This window comes from Thermomonospora curvata DSM 43183 (genome assembly GCF_000024385.1).
Classification (GTDB): domain Bacteria; phylum Actinomycetota; class Actinomycetes; order Streptosporangiales; family Streptosporangiaceae; genus Thermomonospora; species Thermomonospora curvata.
In genome coordinates, this window is sequence record NC_013510.1 from 1,940,410 (window position 1) to 1,963,043 (window position 22,634).

The 22,634-nt window shown below is 75.1% G+C and carries 7 protein-coding genes, 1 other RNA gene and 1 pseudogene; 4 read left to right on the top strand and 5 right to left on the bottom strand.

Annotated features, from left to right (window positions below; all coding sequences use genetic code 11):
- Nucleotides 1–128: 128 nt before the first annotated feature.
- From TCUR_RS08225 to TCUR_RS24820, 4 genes and pseudogenes are all read left to right on the top strand, one after another.
- Nucleotides 129–1,094, top strand: coding sequence for a serine aminopeptidase domain-containing protein (locus TCUR_RS08225; protein ID WP_245537009.1), 966 nt, complete (start codon nt 129–131; stop codon nt 1,092–1,094).
- Nucleotides 1,095–1,377: 283 nt separating this feature from the next.
- Nucleotides 1,378–9,222, top strand: a complete 7,845-nt coding sequence (locus tag TCUR_RS08230; RefSeq protein ID WP_012852028.1) for a type I polyketide synthase — start codon at nt 1,378–1,380, stop codon at nt 9,220–9,222.
- A pseudogene (locus TCUR_RS27865) lies at nt 9,219–10,733 on the top strand (beta-ketoacyl [acyl carrier protein] synthase domain-containing protein); the annotation flags it as partial. The gene TCUR_RS08230 and the pseudogene TCUR_RS27865, both read left to right, overlap by 4 nt.
- Nucleotides 10,734–11,043: 310 nt before the next feature.
- Nucleotides 11,044–14,571: an acyltransferase domain-containing protein gene (locus TCUR_RS24820; RefSeq protein WP_169313008.1), complete on the top strand. Its 3,528-nt coding sequence runs from the start codon at nt 11,044–11,046 to the stop codon at nt 14,569–14,571.
- Between the two features lie 36 nt (nt 14,572–14,607).
- Here TCUR_RS24820 and rnpB read toward each other — a convergent pair.
- From rnpB to TCUR_RS08255, 5 genes are all read right to left on the bottom strand, one after another.
- Nucleotides 14,608–14,999, bottom strand: an RNA gene (rnpB, locus tag TCUR_RS25255) — RNase P RNA component class A.
- Between the two features lie 212 nt (nt 15,000–15,211).
- On the bottom strand, nt 15,212–18,166 hold the full coding sequence (locus tag TCUR_RS08240) for a DUF4132 domain-containing protein (RefSeq protein ID WP_041439423.1): 2,955 nt from the start codon (nt 18,164–18,166) through the stop codon (nt 15,212–15,214).
- A gap of 84 nt (nt 18,167–18,250) precedes the next feature.
- On the bottom strand, nt 18,251–19,612 hold the full coding sequence (locus TCUR_RS08245; RefSeq protein ID WP_012852030.1) for a TrpB-like pyridoxal phosphate-dependent enzyme: 1,362 nt from the start codon (nt 19,610–19,612) through the stop codon (nt 18,251–18,253).
- Nucleotides 19,613–19,844: 232 nt separating this feature from the next.
- Entirely contained in the window at nt 19,845–21,173 is a 1,329-nt protein-coding gene (locus tag TCUR_RS08250) for a helix-turn-helix domain-containing protein (protein ID WP_012852031.1), read from the bottom strand.
- Nucleotides 21,174–21,480: 307 nt separating this feature from the next.
- Nucleotides 21,481–22,617: a bifunctional RNase H/acid phosphatase gene (locus TCUR_RS08255; RefSeq protein WP_012852032.1), complete on the bottom strand. Its 1,137-nt coding sequence runs from the start codon at nt 22,615–22,617 to the stop codon at nt 21,481–21,483.
- Nucleotides 22,618–22,634 lie beyond the last annotated feature (17 nt).

Consider the following 22,634-nt stretch of genomic DNA (forward strand, 5'->3'; position numbering starts at 1 on the left):
TTGGGGCGTGATATGTGACCTCTCGTATACATGTATCTATAACTGGGGGAAACATTCCGTTATGTCACACGAATGGAGTTGATCATCGCGAAATGATCCTTTCGCCCAGAAGCCTGCGCTCGGCTGCGGTGAACGTCGCTTCCATGCTGCTCAACGGCCAGCTCGCCGATCTGAGCCCGATGCCGGCGGACCGGCTCGGAGAGGGGAGCGGGCGCGCGGTGCTGCGCTACCGGTTTCCCGAGTGGCTGGTCCCGGCCGGGCCGCCGGTGCTGCTGGTGCCGTCGCCGGGCGTCCCCGCACGCTGCTATGACCTGCGCCGAGGCGGCAGCCTGGTCGAGCATGTCGTCGACGCCGGGCGGCTGACCTACCTGCTGGAGGGGCCGGCCGGGCCGGCGGACCCGCGGGCCGGAGCGGCCCAGTGGGCCGGGGAGATCCTGCCGTCGGTGATCCGCCGGGTGAGCAGCGATGCGGGCGGGCAGCCGGTGCAGCTGGTCGGCTGGAGTCTGGGCGGCACGCTGGCGCTGCTGACCGCCGCCGCCGACCCCTCGCTGCCGATCGCCTCGGTCGCCGCGATCGCCCCCGCCACCGGCGCCGGGCTGCCGGGCACGGTGGACCAGATCATCGCGGCGGGCCATGGGCTGCTGCGCGCCTACCACGTCCTGGCGCGCATCGACGACCGCGACCACCTGGCCCAGCGCGAGGCGCTCGACCGCTTCGCCGCCGCACTGCGCGCCCACCCCGGCCGCGGGCTCACCGAATCGTACGCGGCCTACCTCGGCGCGGCGCTGGCCGGGGAGGAGGAGCTGTCGATCGGCGGCCGCGAGGTGAGCCTGGCGCGGATCGGCGTCCCGGTGCTGGCCATCGCCGGTGACGGCGACCGGATCGCGCCGCCCAGGGCGGTCCGCGATCTGACTTTGTCGATGGTCTCCTCGCCGCGGGTGCGCTTTGAGATCGCCTCCGGCGACCATCTGGGGGTGCTGACCGGCGGCCAGGCGCGCACCACCACCTGGACGTACCTGGACCGCTGGCTGGATGAGGGCATTCTGCGGCACGGCCTGCGCCCCCACCACCAGGAGGAGGCCGCCGCCATGTGACCCGGCCGCCGGGGCCGGGCCGGCTCCATGCGGCTCACCACGGGCGCCCACCGGCACGCGCCGGGCGGGCGCCCGTTTTCGTGCCGTCGGCGTCCAAGCCCGCAGGGACCAGGAGCGGGCCGGTGAAGCGTCGTTTTTCGGTAAGGCCATGGCCATCTCCCCACCACCCCCCGCCACCAGGCGTGTCGCCTGAGTGAGTGAATATTGACCGACAGTAATGTTGCGCAGCGTCGCGGGCCGTGCCCGCGGCGTTGACGCTGCAACGGGACGTCGGGGGACGCAGATGACGGCTGACAAGTCCGGTGACCTGGCCTGGACGCGCGCTGACCGGATCATCGGGGTGACGCCGTTCGGGCTGGCCGAGGCCCGCCTGGCGGTCGCCGTGGCCCGGGCCGGCGGTCTGGGGACGCTGGACCTGGGACGCGACCGGGACGCGGCGCTGACCGCGCTGGAGCTGGTGGAACGCTGGTGGGGCGGGCCGTTTGCGATCCGCATCGGCGGTGCCTGCCCGGTGCGGCCCGAAGAGGTGCCCAAGACCGTCCACACCGTGCTGGTGGACCTGCCCGCCCTGCAGGAGGCCCAGCCCTACCTGCCGGGCCGCCGGCTGCTGGTGGAGGTCGTCGACCCCGGCGAGGCGCGCGCGGCGGCGCGGCTGGGCGCCGACGGGCTGATCGCCCGCGGCTGCGAGGCCGGCGGCCGGGTCGGCGAGCTGACCACGTTCGTGCTGCTGCAGCACCTGCTCGGCGACGCCGAGCTGGACCGCCCGGTGTGGGCGGCCGGGGGCATCGGCCCGCACACCGCCGCGGCGGCCATCGCGGGCGGGGCCGCGGGAGTGGTGCTGGACGCCCAGCTGGCATTGGTGCGGGAACTGGACCTGCCCGCGGAGGTCGCCCGGGCGATCGAGACGATGGACGGCGGCGAGACCCGCCTGGTCGCCGGGCACCGCATCTACGCCCACCCGGACCTGCCGGTCCCCGACGGCACGGCCCCCTCCGACCTGGCCGCCCGCCTGGGCGTCGGCGACCTGCACGAGCAGCTGCTGCCGGTCGGCCAGGACGGGGCGCTCGCCCGCCCGCTGGCCGAGCGGTACAAGACCGCCGGGGGCGTCGTGCAGGCCGTCGCCGCGCACATCGACGAGCACCTGGCCGCCGCCGTCCGCGCCGAGCCGCTGGCCGCGGCCGCCGCAGCGGACGGGGCCGCCTATCCCGTGCTGCAGGGGCCGATGACCAGGGTCAGCGACCGGCCCGAGTTCGCCGCCGCCGTCGCCGCCGCCGGCGGGGTGCCGTTTGTGGCGCTGGCGCTGATGACCGGGGAGGAGGCCGGGCGGCTGCTGGCCGAGACCGCCCGGCGGCTGGGCGGCCGCCCCTGGGGGGCGGGTGTGCTGGGATTCGCCCCCCGCGAGATCCGCGCCGCCCAGCTGGAGGCCATCCGCCTGGCCCGGCCCCCCTACGCGCTGATCGCCGGGGGACGCCCCGCCCAGGCCGCGCCGCTGGAGGAGGCCGGGATCGCCACCTACCTGCACGTCCCCTCCCCGGCCCTGCTGGAACGCTTCCTGGCCGAAGGCGCCCGCCGCTTCGTCTTCGAAGGCATGGAATGCGGCGGCCACATCGGCCCGCGCGCCGCCTTCCCGCTGTGGGAGGCGCAGGTGGACGTGCTGCTGGCGTTCCTGGCCGAGCACCCGCAGGAGGCCGCGCGCACATCGGTGGCCTTCGCCGGCGGCGTGCACGACGCCCGTTCGGCGGCGATGGTCGCCGCGCTGGCCGGGCCGCTGGCCGAGCGCGGCGTGCAGATCCGCGTGCTGATGGGCACCGCCTACCTGTTCACCGAGGAGGCGGTGGCGACCGGGGCGATCGTGCCGGGCTTCCAGCAGGTCGCCGTGGAGTGCGAGCGCACCGTGCTGCTGGAGACCGCCCCCGGCAACGCCGTTCGCTGCGCCCACACCCCCTACGCCGACGCCTTCCAGCGGGCCCGGCGGGACCTGGCCGCCTCCGGGGTGCCCCGCCAGGAGGTGTGGGCCAAGCTGGAGCGCCACAACCTGGGCCGGCTGCGCCTGGCCTCCCGCGGGCTGCGGCGCGAGGGGGAGGAACTGCGGCAGATCGAAGGCACCGAGCAGTACCGCGAGGGCATGTTCATGATGGGCCAGGCGGCGGTGCTGCGCTCGGCCGTCACCACCATCGCCGACCTGCACGAGCAGGTCAGCGCCGGAGCCGGGGCCTTCCTGGCCGAACGGGCGCGGCGGCTGCGGTCGGCCCCCGAGGAGGAGCCCGCACCGCGTCCGCTGGACATCGCGATCGTGGGGATCGGCTGCGCCTTCCCCGGGGCGCGCGACGCCGAGGAGTACTGGGCCAACGTCCTCTGCGGCGCCGATGCGGTCACCGAGGTCCCCGGCGGCCGCCGCGACGGCGGCGAAGCGGAGGACACCCCCGCCGCACAGGGCGGCTTCCTGCCCGCCATCCCCTTCGACGCCGAGTCCCGCGGCATCCCGCCCGGCTCGCTCGGCGACATCGCACCGGCGCACCTGCTGGCGCTGGAAGTCGCCGCGCGCGCCTTGGACGACGCCGGGTATGCCGACCGGCCCTTCGACCGCTCCCGCGCCGCGGTGATCTTCGCCGCCGGGACGGGGGATGCGCCGTCGCCGCAGGCGGCCGACGGCGCATCCCCCGCCACGATCACCGGGTGGATCGCCGAGCGGCTGGATCTGGGCGGCGCCGAGTGCACCATCGCCGACGCCTCCCCGGCCGCGTTGGACGCCGCCTGCAAGGAACTGGTCTGCGGCGGCGCCGACCTGGTGCTGTGCGGCGGCGTCGAGCTGCGGGACGAGGCCCCCGGCGGCCCGCCGTCGGGACGGTGCGCCCCGTTCGACGCCGGGGACGACGGCGTGGCGCCGGGGGAGGGCGCGGCGTGCGTGGCGCTCAAACGGCTGGCCGACGCCGAACGCGACGGCGACCGCATCTACGCCGTCATCAAGGCGGTCGCCGCGGCCGGCGACGGGCGGTCGGCCTCCCGCGCCGAGGGACGGCGGCGGGCGCTGCAGCGGGCCCACCGCGACGCCGGCATCCCCCCGTCCCGGATCGGGCTGGTGGAGGCCCGCGGCACCGGCGCCGCCGGCGACCGCGCCGAGCTGACCGCGCTGACCCGGGCGTTCACCGGAACCACGCCGGGCGGCGTCACGCTCGGCTCGGTCGCCTCGCAGATCGGCCACACCGGGCGGGCGGCCGGGCTGGCCGGGCTGATCAAAACCGCCCGCGCCCTGCACGCCGGCGTCCGCCCCGGCACCCTGCACCTGAACGAGCCCACTGCCGCCTGGGACCCGGAGACCAGCCCGTTCGTCTTCTCCCACACCCCGCGGCCCTGGCCCGCCGAACCCGGCGAACGCTGCGCCGGCCTCAGCGCCTCCGGCCTGGGCGGCACCGCCTTCCACGCGGTGCTGGCCGGATACGGCGGCGCCCCCGAACCGGTGTCGGGGACCGCCGCATGGCCCGCCGAGCTGTTCCTGTTCCGGGGCGCCGACCGCGCCGAGGCGCGCGAGCGCATGGACCGGATCGCCGCCCTGGGCACCGGCGCCAGGCTGCGGGACCTGGCCCGCACCGCCGCCGAACAGCACAGCGGACCCGTCCAGGTGGCCCTGGTGGCCACCAGCCCTGAGGACCTGGCCGCCAAGCTGGAGCCGGCCCGCCGCTTCGAGGCGGCGCCGGGCGTGTACCCGGCCGTCGGGGAGCGGCCCGGCCGGGTGGCGTTCCTGTTCCCCGGCCACGGCGGCCTGCGGCCCGGGATGCTCGCCGACCTGTTCGTGGCCTTCCCCCGGCTGCAGCGGCTGCTGCGGCTGTCCGGCGGCCGGTACGCCGAGGCGATGTTCCCGCCCGCCGCCTTCACCGCCGAGGAGGAGGCACGGCAGCGGCAGGCCCTCGGCGACATCCGCATCGCCCAGCCCGCCCTGGCCATCGCCGGCATCGCCGTCCACCGGCTGCTCACCGAGCTGGGCGTGCGCCCCGACATGGCGGCCGGGCACGGGTGCGGCGAGCTGACCGCCCTGTGCGCCGCCGGGGTCTTCGGCGAGACCGACCTGCTGGAGCTGGCCGCCGCCCGCGCCGAGGCGATCCTGCGCGCCGTCGAAAGCGGCGAGAGCGGCGACCCGGGCGCCATGGCCGTCGTCACCGGAACCCCGCAGGAGGTGCAGGCGGTGCTGGAGACGGTGCCCCGGGTGGTCCTGGCCGCCCACGAGGCGCCCCGGCAGGTGGTGATCTCCGGTCCCGCCGCCGCCGTCTGCGACGCGATGCGGGCGCTGAACGCCTGCGGGCTGGCGGCCGAGCCGATCCCGGGCGCCTGCGCCCTGCACAGCCCGCTGGCCGCCGGCGCGGCGACGGGGCTGAGCGTGGAGCTGGCCGGCCGGCGGCTGAGCCCGCCCGCCTTCCCGGTGTGGTCCAACCTCACCGCCGCCCCCTACCGGCATTCTCCGGAGCTGCTGGCCGCCACCTTGGCCGAGCAGGTCGCCGCGCCGGTGCGCTTCGCCGAGCAGATCGAGGCCATGTACGAGGCCGGGGCCCGGGTGTTCGTCGAGACCGGCCCCGGACGGTCGCTGACTCGCCTGGTCGGCCGGATCCTGGAGGGCCTGCCGCACACGGTGGTCACCTGCGACCGTCCCGCCGGGCGGGGCCTGCCCGGCCTGCACGCCCTGCTGACGGCCCTGGCCGAACTGGCCGCCCTCGGGGTGGAGGTGGACCCGCTGCCGCTGTTCACCGGCCGCGACGCCGTCGTGCTGTCCGCCCCGCCCGCCCGGCCCGCCTGGACCATCGGCCGCCCCGCCCGCCCGGCGGACGCGCCGCGGCCGTCCGGGACGCACCCGGCCGCTGCGCCGGACCGGGCCGACCGCGACGCCGCCGTCCTGGAGTACCTGCGGACCGGCCGGGAGCTGCTGGCCGCCCAGCGCGACGTGCTGCTCGGCTACCTGGGGATCTCCCTCCCGCAGCCGCGCGAGGACCGGGCACCGGCCGCTTCTGCCGCGCCCCATGTGCCCGCGCCCCGTCCCGTTCCCGGTCAAGAGGCACCCGCGCCCGGCGGTGAGACATCCGCCCCGGAGGAGGACGTGCACTTTTCCCGGGGCGCGGTGGCCTCGCCCGGCGAGGACACGCCCGCTTCGGAGGACGACGCGCCCGCCCTCAAGGAGGCGGCGCTGCTTTCCGCAGGCGGCGTGTCGGCCGCGGAAGATGTCGTGTCCGCCCCCGATGAGGTGGCGGCCGTTTCCGCCGAAACCCCGTCCGCTCCCGGCGTCGCGGACGATGTATCCGCTTTCGAACCCGCCCTCGAAGACGCCCCGCCCGGCGGTGAGGACGACACGGCGGCGCCGGAGAGCGATGCGTCGGTCTCCGCCGACGCCGCATCCGCCTCTAGCGGCCAGGCGCCTCCTGCCGGCGAGGACCTGACCGTTTCCGGCGGTGAGGCGCCCGCTCCCCAAGGCGTCTCCGGTGGCGGGACGTCCGCCCTTGAGGACGTGTTCCTTCCCCGGGACGCCGTCCCCGCCGCCGAGGAGACGGCGGGCGGCGTAGCCGTTCTTGAGACGACGCCGCCCGGCCCTGCCGGTGAGGCGGCTGCGCTCAGCGAGGATCAGCCTGCCGCCGGTGGCGGGGTGTCCGTCTTCGAAGGCGTGTTCCTTCCCCCGGAGGCCGTGTCCGCCGTTGAAGAGGAGACGGTCGTTCCGGCAGGCGGCGCGTCCGCTGTGGAGGAGACGGCGTCCGGCACCGGCAGCGAGGCGGCCGTCCCCGATGACGGCCTGCCCGCTGGCGACGGCGAGGCGCCTGCCCTCGAGGAGGACATGCGCGCCTCCCGGGAGACCGAGTCCGCTCCTGCCGGGGACGTGCCCGCCTGGAGGGACGGCACGCCCGCCCCGGAGGACGGGGCGTCGGGCCCGGGCGGTGAGGCATCGGCTCCCGGCGACGGCCGGCCCGCTTCCGGCGACCAGAGGACTGCCGTTGCAGAGGACGTGTTCCACGTCGGGGAAGCTGCGCCGGAGACCGGTGAGAACGCGTCTGTCGGTGAGGACGGCCCCTTTGACCTGAAGGAAGAGAAGCCGGACTCAGACGGTGGGACGGCCGCTCCCGGCAACGGCCTGAGCGAGACATCGGCTCTCAGCGAAGAGGTGTTCTTCTCCCCGGTGGCCGCCGCCATTCCCGGAGGGGACGCGACGTCCGCTGAAAGCACTGTGCCCCTTCCCAGTGGTGGCCTTCCCGTTTCCGATGGTGAGGCGCCCGCTCTTGCGGAGGAGCCCTCCCCGCATAAGGCCGTCTTCGTGTTCGACGGGAACGTGTCCGTTTCGGAAGACGGCGTATCCGCCCTGGAAAGCACGGTGCCCGGACCCGCCGGGGAGACCACCGCCCCCGACGGTGACGTGCCCGCCTCCCATGGCGGTACATCCCCTCCGGAAGAGGAGGCATCCGGGGAGGACGCATCCGTTTCCGGCGCTCTGCCCCCGCCAGGCGATGACGCGTCCGAGGACGGTATGTCCGTCTCCCAGGACGCCGAGGCCGCCGCCGATGACCCCCTCGCCTTTGCCGAGGGGACGCCCAAACCCGGAGGTGACGCACCGGGCTCCGCGGACGTTCCCGGAGATGAGGCATCCGCTTCCACGGCCGGAACATCCGGAGGCGGTGCATCCGCCCCTCGCTCCGGGCTGCTCGCCAGAGGCCCCGTCGCCCGCACCGCGACGCTCGCCGGCGACGCGGAAACGCCCCCCGACGACGGGGACGGGGCATGGTGGACGCTGGACGCGGACGCCACCCGGGCGTTCCCCGTGGTGCCGCCGGTCGCGCCGATGCCCGTGCCGCCCAGCCGGCACGTGGTGCGGCCGGTGGAACTGCCCGCGGCGGGACCGGTGCCGGTGCCCGGGCCGCTGAGCGGACGGCGGTGCCTGATCGTCAACGACGGGCTCGGCGTGGCGCCCGAGCTGGTGACGCTGCTGGAATCGCACGGCGTGCACGCCGGCATCGCCGCCGACGCCGACGAGCCGGCCGACGCGGTGATCCACCTGGCGGCGCTGCGCCCGGGCGGCCCGCCCGTGCTGCCCAGGTCCTATGAGAAGATCCGCAACGCGCTGCACGGCGGCACGAGCCGGCTGCTGCTGGTGACCGGCACCGGCGGCATGTTCGGCCGGGACGGGCGTCCGGACGTCGTCACCGGGGCCGGGCTGCGCGGGCTGGCCCGCACGCTCGCCCTGGAGCACCCGGCCGCCCTGGTGCGGGCCGTGGACGTCAACACCGCCTGCGGCCCTCGCGCCCTCGCCGAGCAGCTGGTCGTCGAGCTGATGAGCGAGCCCGGCGCCCCCGTCGTGGTCGGCCACGACGGCTGGACCCGCCGCACCCTCGAACTCGTCCCGCAGGAACTGACCGGCGAGGCCCCGCTGCCGCTGGACCGGGACGGGGTCGTCCTGCTCACCGGGGAGGCCCGGGGCGTCACCGCCCGCCTGGCCCGGGCGCTCGCCGGCGCCGCCGGCTGCCACATCGAGATCATCGGCCGCACCCCGCCGGACGAGGACGACGAACCCGACCCGGCCACCGCCCCGGCCGGGCGGCGGCTGCGGGCCGTCTTGGCCAGGCTGGAGGGCTCGGCCGCCTCCGTCCGCTACCAGGCGCTCGACCTCGGCGACCCGCAGGCCGTGCGCGCCGCCGTCGCCGACGTCTACGCCCGGTACGGCCGGCTGGACGGGGTGATCCACGGCACCGGCACGCCGCAGCAGCACCGGCCGCCTCGCGAGGCCGGCTCGTTCGCCCGGCTGTGGCAGACCACCGCCGGCGCCGCCGCGACCCTGGCCGAGGCCGTCCGCGAGGACCTGGGATTCTTCGTCGTCCTCGGCAGCGCCTCGGGAATGCTGGGCGAGGAGGGACAGGCCGCCCACGCCGCCGCCGGCGACGCCTGCCAGACCCTGGCCCCGCTGTGGGGGACACGGCTGCGCGGCCGGGTGCTGGCGGCCTGCTGGGGGCCGTGGGCCTGCGACGACCCCGCCTCCGGCGAGGCGGCCCGCGACCAGGCCCGGCGGCGCGGCGCGCCGCTCGACCCCGACGCCGCCGTGGGCGCCCTGCTCCGCGAGATCGCCGTCGGCGCCGACTCGCAGGTCGTCTTCACCGGAGCCGCGCCATGACACCGATCGCGATCGTGGGAATGGGGGCGGTGTTCCCCAAAGCGGCCACGGCCCGCCAGTTCTGGGACAACATCCGGGCGGGCGTGGACGCCGTCACCGAGGTCCCCCCGCAGCGGTGGGACCCGCGGATCTACTACGACCCCGCCTGCTACGGGCGGCCCTCGTGCGGCGACCGGGTCTACTGCCGCCGCGGCGGATTCGTCGACGACCTGACCGCCTTCGACCCCACCCGGTTCGGGATCACACCCGCCGCCGTGGACGGCATCGAACCCGACCAGCTGCTGGCGCTGCGCACCGCCGCCGAGGCCATCGCCGACGCCGGCGGACCCGAAAGGCTGCCCGACCGCTCCAGGGTGGGCGTCATCCTCGGCCGCGGCGGCTACCTCACCACCGGAACGGCCCGCCTCGACCAGCGGGTGCACACCTCCCACCAGCTGGTGGCCGTCCTGGCGGACCTGGTGCCCGACCTGGGGGAGGAACGGCTGGAGGAGATCCGGCGGGCGTTCTGCCGGCAACTGGGACCGGAGCCGCCGGACGTCCCCACCGGGCTGCTGCCCGGCTTCGCCGTCGCCACCGGCATCGCCGCCCACTTCGATCTGCGCGGCCCCGCCTACACCGTGGACGCCGCCTGCGCCTCGGCCCTGCTGGCCGTCGAGCACGCGGTGCGGGCGCTGCGCTGCGGGCAGTGCGACGCGGTGCTGGCCGGCGCCGTCCACCACGCCCACCACATCACCGTCTGGAACCTGTTCAGCCGGCTGCGGGCGCTGAGCCCCAGCGAACGGGTGCGCCCCTTCGACCGGTCGGCCGACGGCACCCTGCTGGCCGAGGGCACCGGCATGGTGCTGCTCAAACGGCTGGAGGACGCCCAGCGCGCCGGGGACCGCATCTACGCGGTGATCTGCGGGGTGGGCAGCGCCGGCGACGGGCAGGCCGCCACGCTGCTGAACCCGCCGGTCGACGGCCGGGAACTGGCGGTGCGGCGGGCCTGGCGGGACGCCGGGCTGGACCCGCGCGAACCGGCGGCCCTGGGACTGGTGGAGGCGCACGGCGCCGGCACCCCGCTGGCGGACGGCGCCGAGGTGCAGACCCTGCGCCGCGTCTTCGGCACCGACGGCCCGCCGATCGCCCTGGGCTCGGTCAAGTCGATGATCGGTCACGCCATGCCCGCCGCCGGCATCGCCGGATTGATCAAGGCGGCGTTCGCGCTGCACGAGGGGGTGCTGCCGCCCACCCTGCACGTCACCGACCCGCACCCGGCGCTGGAGGGCACCCGCTTCCGCCTCCCGGGCCAGGCCGCCGACTGGGACGCCGAATCGGACCTGCCCCGCCGCGCCGCCGTCAACGCCTTCGGCTTCGGCGGTTTCAACGCCCACGTCGTGCTGGAGGAGGCACCCGGTTCGGTGCGTGCCCGGGGCCGCAGACCCTCCCGGGCCCGCAGCGGCGAAGACGGCGACGGCGGCCGCCTGCTGCGGCTGGCCGCCGCCTCGCCCGAGGAACTGGCCGCGCTGCTGGCCGGCCTGGACCGGGCGCCGGCGGGCGAAGTCATCGGAGAAGGACCCTGCCGGCTGGCGATCGCCGACCCCACGCCGCGGCGCCTGTCGCTGGCCCGCGCCGTGGTGGGCCGGGGGGGAGCCCTGGCGGGGACGCAACGACATCTGCTTTTCGCCCCGGCCGCTGCTGGCCTCCGGCGGCCGCCTGGCCTTCCTGTTCCCGGGCTTCGAACCGGTCTTCCACCCGCGCCTCGACGGCGTCGCCGAGCACTTCGGGCTGCCGGCACCGGCCCTGACCGGCCGCGAGGACCTGCCCGGCCGCGCCGCCGACGTGATCGCCTGCGGCCGGCTGCTGGCCGAGGCGCTGAACGCGCTGGGGATCGAACCGGACCTGGCGGCCGGGCACGGCCTCGGCGAGTGGGCCGCCCTGGTCGCCACCGGGATGTGCCCGCAGCAGCCGATCCAGGACCTCGCCGCCGCCCTGCAGGAGCGGGCCTCGAACGCCCCCGACATGATCTACGGGGCGCTGGGCTGCGGGGCGGTCCGGGCCGCCGAGGCCATCGCCGACCTGGAGGGCGTGACCGTCACCCACGACAACTGCCCTCACCAGTCGGTCATCTGCGGCCCTCCCGGCGCCGTCCGGCAGGTGCTGCGAAGACTCGGCGCCGAAGGCGTGCTCGGCCAGGAACTGCCGCTGCGCCCCGGCTTCCACACGCCCATGGCGGCCGGCTGCGTGGAGGCGGCCCGCGAATCCTTCGACGCCCTGCCCGTCGAGCGGCCCACCGTGCCGCTGTGGTCGGCCACCACGTTGGCGCCGTTCCCGCACCGCCCCCATGAGGTGCGCGGGCTGCTCGTGCGGCACCTGCTGGAACCGGTGCGCTTCAAGGACCTGGTCGAACGCCTCTACACCGAGGCCGGGGTCCGGGTGTTCGTGCAGGTGGGTCCGGGCGGGCTGCCCGCTTTCGTCGGCGATGCGCTGGGGGCGCGCGAGCACCTGGCCATCGCCGCCGACGTCCCCTCCCGGGACGGCCTGACCCAGCTGCGCTGCGTGGCCGCCGCCCTGTGGGTGGAGGGCCACGGCGCCGACCGCCCCGCCGCCGCCTTCACCGAACCGGTCAGACCCGCCGGCTCGCAGGGTGTGCGGCTGGACCTGGGCACCCCGCTGATCCGCCTGAAGGACACGGTGCCCCCGCTGGTCGTCGCGGCCTCCCGGCCATCCGCCGGCATCCCGGTGACGGCCGGACACGACGCACCGACACGCGACGCCGCGACCGGTGCACACGCCGTCCAGGAGAGCCCGGCCGCGGAACCGGCCTCCCAGGCCCCCGCCCCTTTGGCGATTCAACGGGATGAGGGAACCGAGTCCGCCGTCCAAGAGCCCGGCGGGGGAAGACCCGTGCCCCAGGAAGCGGGAATGCCCGTTGCCGAGGGTGGTGCCGATCGGCGATCGGTGACGACCGAGACGCCGCAATCCGCATCTCGGCAGGGAGCGGAGCGCGAACTCGCCCTCCAGGAGGCAGGGGAGCAACCCTTCTCCGGCGACGTCTCGGACGCTGAAGCGGCCGCCGATGAGCGGCCGGTGACCGTGCCTGGAGGGGACGAGAGGTCAGAGTCCGTCGTCCAGGGGGTGGGGGAGCGGTCTTTGTCCGCCTCCATCCGAGAGTCTGGAACGGTTGTCGGCGAGGATGTCGGTGGTCGGCGGCCGGTGGCCGTGCCTGGAGAGGGCGGGGACTCAGAGTCTGCCGCCCGGGGAGCGGAGGAGGAGTCCTTGTCCGCCTCCGTCCAAGAGCCTGGAACGGTCGTCGGTGGAGATGTCGGTGGTCGGCGGCCGGTGGCCGTGCCTGGCGGGGACGAGGACTCAGAGTCTGCCGCCCGGGGAGCGGAGGAGGAGTCCTTGTCCGCCTCCGTCCAAGAGCCTGGAACGGTCGTCGGTGGAGATGTCGGTGGTCGGCGGCCGGTGGCCGTGCCTGGCGGGGACGAGGACTCAGAGTCTGCCGTCCAGGGGGTGGGGGAGCGGTCCTTGTCCGCCTCCGCCCGAGAGTCTGGAACGGTTGTCGGCGAGGATGTCGGTGGTCGGCGGCCGGTGGCCGTGCCTGGAGAGGGCGGGGACTCAGAGTCTGCCGCCCGGGGAGCGGAGGAGGGGCCCTTGTCCGCCTCCGCCCGGGACGCTGAAGCGGTCGCCGGTGAGCGGCGGCCGGTGGCCGTGCCCCGGCAAGGGGAAGGCGCAGAGCCCGCCGTCCGGGAGACGGCTGCGGCCGGGAAGGCGGAGGGCCGGCGGGTCGAGGTGATGGACGGCGAGGACGGGCCGGCCGGAGCCCGTGCGGCCGCGGAGGGGCGGCCCGGGAAGCGCGGGAGCGCGGCCGGGGAACCGGCGGCCGAGATGAGCCGGTCGCTGGTCTTCTCGCTGGAGACGATGCCGTATCTGGCCGACCACTGCCTGATCCCGCAGCGCGCCGACTGGCCCGAGCCCGCCGACCGGTTCCCCGTCGTCCCGGCGGCCACCTTGGTGGAGGTGATGGCCGAGGCCGCCCGCCGGCTGCTGCCCGGGCGGGTCGTCGTCGGGGTCACCGGTGTGCGGGTGTCGCGCTGGGTGGTCGCCGCCCCGCCGACCACCGCGCTCGTCCACGCCCGGCACAGCGCCCCGGGGCGGGTCGAGGTCCGCATCAACGGGCATGCCGAGGGGACCGTTCTGCTGTCCGACGGCTACCCGCCGGCGCCCGAGCCGGACCGCGCCCCACCGCAGGTGCAGGGGCCGCCTCCGGTGCCGGCCGAGCGGTTCTACGCCGAGCGGTGGACCTTCCACGGTCCCCGCTACCGGGGCGTCCGGGAGATCGGCGGGCTGTCGGCCGAAGGGCTGCGCGGCCAGGTGATCGCGCTGCCCGCCCCGGGGGCGCTGCTGGACTCGGCCGGGCAGCTGTGCGGCCACTGGTTCCAGGTGTACGGGGACAAGGACCAGACGGTGTTCCCCATCGGGTTCGATCAGATCACCTGGTACGGCCCGCACCCGCCCGAAGGGGAGCAGCTGAAGGTCACCGTCTGGAGGAGGTCGGTCACCGACAGCGCCGTCCGCTGCGACGCCGAGCTGGTCCGCGCCGACGGCACGGTGTGGGCCCGCATCGCGGGCTGGACGGCCCACCGGTTCTACACCGACGAGCAGGTCTGGCGGATGAGGTTCACCCCTGAGCTGTCGGGTGTCGGCGAGCCGCAGCCCGGCGGCTGGTGCCTGGCCCGCCGGCACTGGGACTCCCGGCCCTCGCGGGATCTGCTGATGCGGCAGTACCTGGGCGCCGCCGAACGCGCCGACTATGAGCGGCTCCCCGAACGCGCCCGGGACTCGTGGCTGCTGGGCCGGATCGCCGTCAAGGACGCCGTCCGGCACTGGCTGTGGGAGCAGGGGCACGGCCCGCTGTTCCCGGCCGAGCTGACCGTCCGCAACGACGCCACCGGCCGCCCGCAGGTCACCGGCCCCTTCGAGGCGCCGCTGTCGGTGTCGATCGCCCACACCGCCGAGCTGGGCGTCGCCTTGGTCCGCCCCGCCCCGCAGCCGTCCGGGATCGACCTGGAGGCGCTCACCGCCGAGGCCGGGGCGCTGGAGTCGACGGTGCTGACCGCCTCCGAGCGGACGCTGCTGGAGCACCAGGCCGACCGGCTCGCCGCCGCGACCCGGCTGTGGACCGCCAAGCAGGCCGCCGTCAAGGCCCTCGGCACCGGCCCGGATGAGGTGACCGTCACCGCAGCCGACGGCGACCGGCTGCAGGTGACCTGCGGCGACACCGTGCTGACCGTGCAGTCCCGCCTGGTGGACGGGCACGTCGTCACCTGGACCGCCGCGGCGGAACTGGGGCGGAACTCGGGATAGGCGAAGCGGAAGATCCCCAGGTCACAGGCGGGGCGGCGGACGAGTCGGCCTGTAGGCCGGGTTCTGTACCCGCCGGAGTCGGCGGGCGGCGGTCATCCATCTCGGACTGCCGTTGCCGACAGCCTCTAGCGGTCTACCCGCAGGCTCGGACGGGCCGCCCTCAGGCGCCTGCGCGGGAAGCCGGGGCTTCCCTTCTTGACCTTGCTCCGGGTGGGGTTTACCTAGCCGCCCAGGTCACCCTGGGCGCTGGTGAGCTCTTACCTCACCGTTTCACCCTTACCACCGCGCGCGGCGATGGCGGTCTGTTTTCTGTGGCACTTTCCCGCGGGTCACCCCGGGTCGGTGTTACCGACCACCCTGCCCTGTGGAGCCCGGACCTTCCTCGGCGGGGACCTGCAGGCCCCCGACGCGACCGCCCGGCCGGCTCGTCCGCCGTACTCTCCAGGTTACGCCGTGCGGGGCCGGCTCCGCATATCGGAAGATCGATGCACGGAGCCGGTCGCGCCTCCACCGGCATCGGCCCGTGTCCCAAGTCGGACGCGCCTTGAGCGGCTGCTTCGGTGAGCGTCACGCCGGCGTCCGGGATCTTTGAGGCGGCGCGGCCGCAGCCACGTCGCGCCGGACGAGGGCGTGCGGCGCTTCAGCCGCCGAGTGCCGCCTTCGGCTCGCCCGGTGCGGGCAGCGGCCGGGCGAGCTGGGGGAACGGCTGGTGGATCCCGTGGGCGGCGAACGTCTGCGACCAGGCGGCCACGGCGTCCCCCAGCAGCTCCGGAGAGGCGACGCCGACGCGGGCCGAGGGGGACAGGGTGAACTTCTCGCCCTCGACGTCGGCGAGCGTGCGGTCCTCGGTGATGCGGAACGCGGTCACCGCGTCGCCGTCCTCGCTCACCCACACCAGGCTTCGGGCGAGCCGGCACATCAGCGGATGACCGAGGATGAAGTCGCCGAACTGGTCGGCCGTCCACCGCCGCCCGGACGCCATGGCCGTCTCCAGCCGCCGGATCTGGTCGGCGACGGCCGCGCGCGCCTCTTTCCGGAAGGCGGTGAACCTCTGGTGGGCGGCGGGCGCCAGCAGCAGGTCGTCCTTGGCGCCGGGGCTGGGAGGGGTCTTGCGCGTCCTTCCCTTCTGGTCGGTCACGACCGGCTTGAAACGCTCGTCGAGATCGACCGTGAAGCGTCGCGGCCCATAGTCCAGCACCAGACCGCCATCGACCGCCAACCCCAGGTCGGGGACGGTCCGGTCGGCCAGCTGCTCGGCGGACAGCCCCCTGCGGCCGGCGATCCGGCGCATTCCCCTTTGCGCCTCCTGCCGCAGCTTCTTGGACGTGGCCTTGCGGGGAACGTCGTGCAGGTGCTTCAGGGCCGCATCGGAGCCGATGTCGGCGAGCACGCCCAGCGCTTTGGCCGCGTCCTTGTGCCTGCCCTCCTCGGCCCACAGCGGGATGAGCGCCGCCAGCTGCTCCACGGTCTCCTCGTTGCCGGTCCAGGCCAGCTGCGTCAGGGCCCAGTCGTCTTGGGCCGGTGCGCCGCCTTCCCGCCACTGCCGCAGCAGCGCCCAGCCGAACCTCGCCAGCGACCGCGGGTCACAGGCCCGCCTGATCTCCCGCACCCCGTGGGGGAACGGCAGCGCCAGCAGGGCGACCAGCCGCTCGGCCGCTGCTGCGGGCAGGGCCAGCCGCCGGTCGCGCAGCAGCACCTGGGGGAGGGACGCCGGGTCCAGCCAGTCGCCAATCTTCGGCGTCGGGCACAGGCCGGTCTCCACCGGGTGCGCGCTCAGCAACGCCTCCAGCGCGTCGGCGGCCCGCCGGCCGTGAACCGCCTGCGCGGCCCGGACGATCTCCTCCAGGTCGTGCCGGAGCAGCAGGTACCGCAGTGCCCATTCGGCCGGACGCCGTTCGGCGGTTTTGCCGAGCGCCGCGGGAGCCAGCAGCGGCGCCGCCGCCGGGCCGTGCCGGTCCAGCCACCGGCGGGCCGTGTCGGCGCGGTCGCCGCCGCGGGTCAGCCAGCCGGCGGCCATGAGCGCCACATCGGCGTGCCAGAAGGGCAGCAGCGCCGTCCCGCAGTGCGCGGGATCCGCCTCGGCCATCTCCACCGCCACCGGCAGCGCCCGCAGCCCGTGGCGGGCGACGAGCGGTTTGAGCCAGGGGACCTCCTCCCGCGCCCGGCGGTCCCGCTCTTCGTCCGGCGGCCAGGCCAGTTCCTCGGGCCCGTACACCACGAGCTGGGCGATGCTGATCGACGGGGTGCCGGACCGGAACTCCCCGATGAGCGCCTTCCAGTCCGCATCCGGCGGCACGGGGAGCAGGCCCGGAACGTCCTCCAGCCACTGCCGCCGCTCGCCCGCACCCCACGCGACGCGCGGCGCGGGCGCCTGCAGCTCTTCCAGGACGGGCCGGGACCGCGGGCCGGCGGGCCCGGCCAGGACCGCGGGCACCGCCTCCGCCGGCGCCTCCGGGACCCGGGCGAGGGACGCCATCGCCGACTCCGCCGCCGTGCGCGTCCCGGGCGGGAGCCTGCGGAGCGCGGCCGCGGCCAGTTCGGCGTCGGCCGACAGGTGATCGGCCAGCAGCAGGGCGGCGTCGAAGGAGACCGGGGCGGCCTCGGCCAGCAACCGCAGCGCCCGGACGGGGAAGCGCCGCGCCATCGCCTGCAGCACCGGCCGGACGCCCCGGCGGTCGAGCCGGCCCAGCAGCCCCTTGAACGCCTCGTCCGTGGGCAGCTCGGCGATCAGGCCGAGGACGTACTGGCGCTTTTCTTCGCCCAGATCGCCCCGGTCGAGCACGTCCAAGAGCAGGGGAAGGGCGGCCGGGCCCATGCCTTCAAGCAGCGTGGGGAGCACGCTGTAAATGGAGACGCGCCCGGCGTCGAAACCCACCCTGTTGTGGAGGGTGAGATATTGCTTCCTGGTGCGCAGCGAGTAATACAGCAAGTGGGAGACGTTCGGCCCCATGGACCGGTCGGCGCAGCACTCCTCCACCCAGTCCTGCCGGGTGGGCACCAGGTAGGACACCAGCCCTCGCTGCGTCGCGGAGCGCCGGTGGCCGGCCAGGGCCGCTTCGGCCTCCGGGTAGACGCCGTCCGCGGCGGATGCCAGCAGGCTGCGGGCGCGGCGCAGGGTGACGGGACAGTGCTGGTGGATGTCCCCCTTCGGCTCGACCAGGACATGCGGCTTTTCATCCCAGCCGCCTCTCCAGTGGACGGCGTAGAGCCCGCTCAGCTCCACCACCGCGCAGGCGGCGAAACCGAGCCCGTGCGTGACGACCCAGGAGTCGAAGAAGGCCTGGCTCTCCTCCATCTTCCGCATCACGGACCGCTGCGTGATGACGGCCGCGATCGCCGCCGCGCCCAGCGGGTCGGGATCGCCGTCCAGATGCCGCCCGACGGCCGCGACGAGCTCAGGATCGCAGTCGCCCCCCGTCACCAGCAGGTCGATCAGTTCGGCGTGCTCCTCGATGAGCGCACGCACGGTGCCGGCCGCCTGCGGATCGGGGTGAATGGGGGGCGCCGGCGTGCCGTCGCGCCTGGGATGCAACTGGGAGCGCCAGGACGCCGGGATCTCGAAGGTGTGCTCATCGGGCAGAGGGCGGTTGTTCACGCCCGCGCACACTAGTCGGCCCGGGTGACATCCGGCCCGCCCGTCCGGGAAGGGACCGGCGGCCCCTTCCCGGACGGTCAGGTGTCACGGCAGGCGGGCCAGGGACTGCTCGATGCGCTCCTGCGGCAGGTCGAAGTCCTCCATCTCGCCGGACAGGTAGCGCTCGTACGAGCTCATGTCGAAGTGGCCGTGGCCGGACAGGGCGGTCAAGATGACCTTCTCCTCGCCGGTCTCGGCGCAGCGGCGGGCCTCCTCGATGGCCCCGGCCAGGGCGTGGGTGCCCTCGGGGGCCGGGACGATGCCTTCTGCGCGGGCGAACAGGATGCCCGCCTCGAAGCACTCGCGCTGCCGCTTGGCCACGGCCTCGAACAGGCCCAGCTCGTAGATGTGCGACAGCAGCGGCGCCATGCCGTGGTAGCGCAGCCCGCCGGCGTGGATGGGGTCGGGGACGAAGTCGTGCCCGAGGGTGTGCATCTTCATCAGCGGGGTGAGCCCGGCGGTGTCGCCGAAGTCGTACTCATAGCGGCCCCGGGTCAGCGACGGGCAGGCCGCCGGCTCCACCGCGCGCAGCACCGGGTCGATCCGCCCGGCCAGCTTCTCGCGCAGGAACGGGAAGATCAGCCCGGCGAAGTTGGAGCCGCCGCCGGTGCAGCCGACGATCACATCCGGGGTCTCGCCGACCGAGGCCAGCTGCTCCAGCGCCTCCTCGCCGATCACCGTCTGGTGCAGCAGCACGTGGTTGAGCACGCTGCCCAGGGCGTAGCGGGTGTCGTCGGCGCCGGCGGCGACCTCCACGGCCTCGCTGATGGCGATGCCCAGCGAGCCGGGGGAGTCGGCGTCCTCGGCCAGGATCTTGGCGCCCGCCGTGGTCAGCGGCGAGGGACTGGCGTGCACCCGGGCGCCGTAGGTCTCCATCATCAGCCGCCGGTAGGGCTTTTGGTCATAGGAGGCGCGGACCATCCACACCTCGCACTCCAGCCCGTACATCGAGCAGGCGAACGCCAGCGAGCTGCCCCACTGCCCGGCCCCGGTCTCGGTGGTCAGCCGCCGGATGCCGTGCTTGGCGTTGTAGAACGCCTGCGGGACGGCGGTGTTGGGCTTGTGCGAGCCGGACGGGGAGACGCCCTCGTACTTGTAGTAGATCCGCGCCGGGGTGCCCAGCGCCTTCTCCAGCCGCCGGGCCCGGTACAGCGGGGTCGGCCGCCACAGCCGGTAGACCTCCCGGACCTCCTCGGGGATGTCCAGGTAGCGCTCCAGGCTGACCTCCTGCTCGATGAGGTCGATGGGGAACAGCGGCGCCAGGTCCTCCGGCCCCACCGGCTCCCGCGTCCCCGGGTGCAGCGGCGGGGGCGGCGGCGCCGGCAGGTCGGCGACCACGTTGTACCACCGGCGCGGGATGCGCGACTCGTCCAGCAGGATCTTGGTCGACCCCGTTTCGTCGGCCACGGGCCCTCCATAACGTCGTGACATGCGTCCGAACGCACCTTAATGCCCAGGTCGCGCACCGTCACCGACGACTCTCCAGGGCCTTTGGACACAGACCGAAGCGGGTGGGGCGGCAACCCGGGAGAGCGCGAAATCCGGCGACCACCGGACGGTCGCGGTGCCCGACGGGGTTGGTGCCGGCGTGCCGTCGCCGGTGGTTCTTCGGGTCTGTCGGGATGTGAGCCGGAGTGGGTCAGGCGGCGGCCAGGAGGGCGCGGAAGTCGGCGACCGCCGGGTGGTCGCGGTGCTCGGCCGGGACGGCGCGCAGGATCATCCGGCCCGTCTCGGTGATCATTCGGCTGTGGCGGGCGGCGGGCATGGTGTCGAAGATCGTCGCCGCGTGCCGTGCGCCCGCCTCGAAGCCGCCCTGGGCGACCGTGCACAGCGCCTCGTGCAGCCGGACGTTGACGTCGTACTGGTAGTCGCCCTTGAACGCCAGCACCCGCTCCCGGGCCTCGTCCGCCTCGGCCTCGTTCCCGGCGGCGGCGTGGACCCAGCTTTCGGCGAAGTGCACCTGATCTTCCCGCCACAGGTTGGGGATCGGGCCGGACGAGGAGGTGTGCGGTGTGCTGCCGGCGAGGACCAGCAGCTCTCGTTTCGCCTCCGCGTGCCTGCCGAGCAGACTGAACGCCTTCGCCCGGGTGCCGGCCAGGGAGGCGACCCCGGCGAACGGCCGGCCTGCGGCGAGCCGCCGTGCCTCCTCGGTGAGGCGCAGCACGGTCACCGGATCCCGCTGACCGTAAAGACCGAACCCGGCCTCCTCGGAACGGACCTGCACCCGCAGCTCCAGATCCCCGGAGGCGTCGGCGGCGTCGCGGGCGGTGCGCCACCAGCGCAGGGCCGCGCCGTGCTCGCCCAGGCGGGTCAGCACGTTGGCGTACAGGGTGGACAGCGCGGCGGCTATCCGCTGCAGCTCGGTGACGTCCTGGTCGCCGGGGTCGGCGATCTGCCGCTGCAGGACCAGCAGGTCGGCCGGCAGATCGTCGCGGATCTGGGCCGGGGGGCGGGTGCGGATCGCATGCAGGTGGTCGGCGCAGGCGATCTCCCAGTCGCCGACCGACCGGGGAGCACGGGCCAGGATCTGCTCAAGGAGCAGCCGGACTGGTTCGCCGGTGGCGGCGAGCGCGCCGGCGCCCCCCACCGCGGCCAGTTGCAGCAGCAGACGACGCTTCATCTCGTCCCAATCGCTGGAGGAGTCCGCGTTCTCCACGCTACGCGCCGGGCCGTCCCATGGCGTGGCCGGAATCTGCCGCATGGTCTCGTCCCGGACGGACGCCGGGGGAGCGAACAGTTCGTCATGCCGCACCTCGAACGCGGCGGCCAGGGCGAGCCGGTAACGCTTGCTGACTGTGCTCTTACCCGACTCCCAGCGCTTGATGTAGGTGATCAAGCAGTCGAGCTCGGGACACTGCTCGGTCACCTGCTGGGCGAGCCTGTCGGCCAGGTCCCGCTGGGTCCAGCCGCGGGCCCGGCGTTCGTTCCGCAACCGGACCGCCCACCATGGGCGCACCTGCTCGGCCATCGGTCCCTCTTTCCCGTTCCCCGGACCGATTGGACACGCTCTGTGTTCGCCTGATTCCTGACTATCACGGTGAAGGGGCGGATGCGGGGCGTTCACCGCGATCGGCGGACCGGATGCGGCCACAGAACCTGCAGTGCGGCCGGGCGCACCGATACCGCGCGTCGGGCCGCCGCCCGGCCGGATGTGGCCTGAGCCCTCCTTTCCCGATGAGCGGGGCTTCTTCGGCGGTGGGACGACGCGGCCGGGCCTGCCCGGACGCGGTGCGGAATCGGGAGCGGGCGAGGCGTCCCGGCCGCCCGGGCCGTCGTCAGCGCGCGGGCAGGTGGTGGGTGTCGTTGAAGGCGCGCAGCACCGCCGGGCCGTCGGCGTACCAGTCGATCTGCGTCAGCGACGACACGTCCAGGTGCATGCGGTACAGCGCGTCCATGGGGGCCTGCAGGGCCTCGCGGACCAGCAGCTTGATGGGGGTGACGTGGGAGACCACCAGCACCTTCTGGTGGCGGTGGCGGACGGTGAGCTTGTCCAGGGCGGTGCGGACCCGGCGGGCCACCTGCTCGAAGCTCTCCCCGCCCGGAGGCGCCGCCGCCGGATCGGCCAGCCAGGCCTCCATCTCCCGCGGCCAGCGCTCGCGGACCTCGCCGAAGGTCAGGCCCTCCCAGGCGCCGAAGTCGGTCTCCCGGAAGCCCTCCTCGATCCGGACGGGGGCGCCGGTGGCGGCGGCGACCTCGGCGGCGGTGTCGCGGCAGCGCGTCAGCGGCGAGGTGACGATGACGTCCAGGCCGCGGTCCTTGAGGGCCCGCGCGGCGGCGCGGGCCTGCTCCCGGCCGACCTCGGTGAGCGGCACGTCCCCGGTCCCGGCGAAGCGCCGCTCGATCGACAGCGGGGTCTGGCCGTGCCGCAGCAGCAGCGTCGTGGTGGGGGCGGAGGCGGCCTTCGACCAGGCCGGTGCGGTGGAGGCGGCCGGCTTGGGGGAGTCGTTCCCGGTGACCTTGCGGGTCCACGGCTCGCCGCGGGCGGCGGCGTCCATCGCCTCGTTGGCCAGCCGGTCGGCGTGGGCGTTGCGGTCGCGCGGCACCCACGTGTAGGAGACCGCGCCCAGCGCGGCCGCCGCGTCCCTGGCCTGCAGGGCCAGCGGCATCAGGTCCGGGTGCCGGATCTTCCAGCGCCCGGACATCTGCTCGACCACCAGCTTGGAGTCCATGCGGACCTCGACCCGGGCGGCGGGGTCCACCTCGGCGGCGGCGCGCAGCCCGGCGATCAGCCCCCGGTACTCGGCGACGTTGTTGGTGGCGTGCCCGATGGCCTCGGCGACCTCGGCCAGCACCTCGCCGGTGAGGGCGTCGCGGACCAGCGCCCCGTACCCGGCGGGCCCCGGGTTGCCCCGTGACCCCCCGTCGGCCTCGACGATCAGCTTGCGGGGCGGGCGTGCGGGCGCGGCGCTCACGCGGCGCCCCCGGCGGG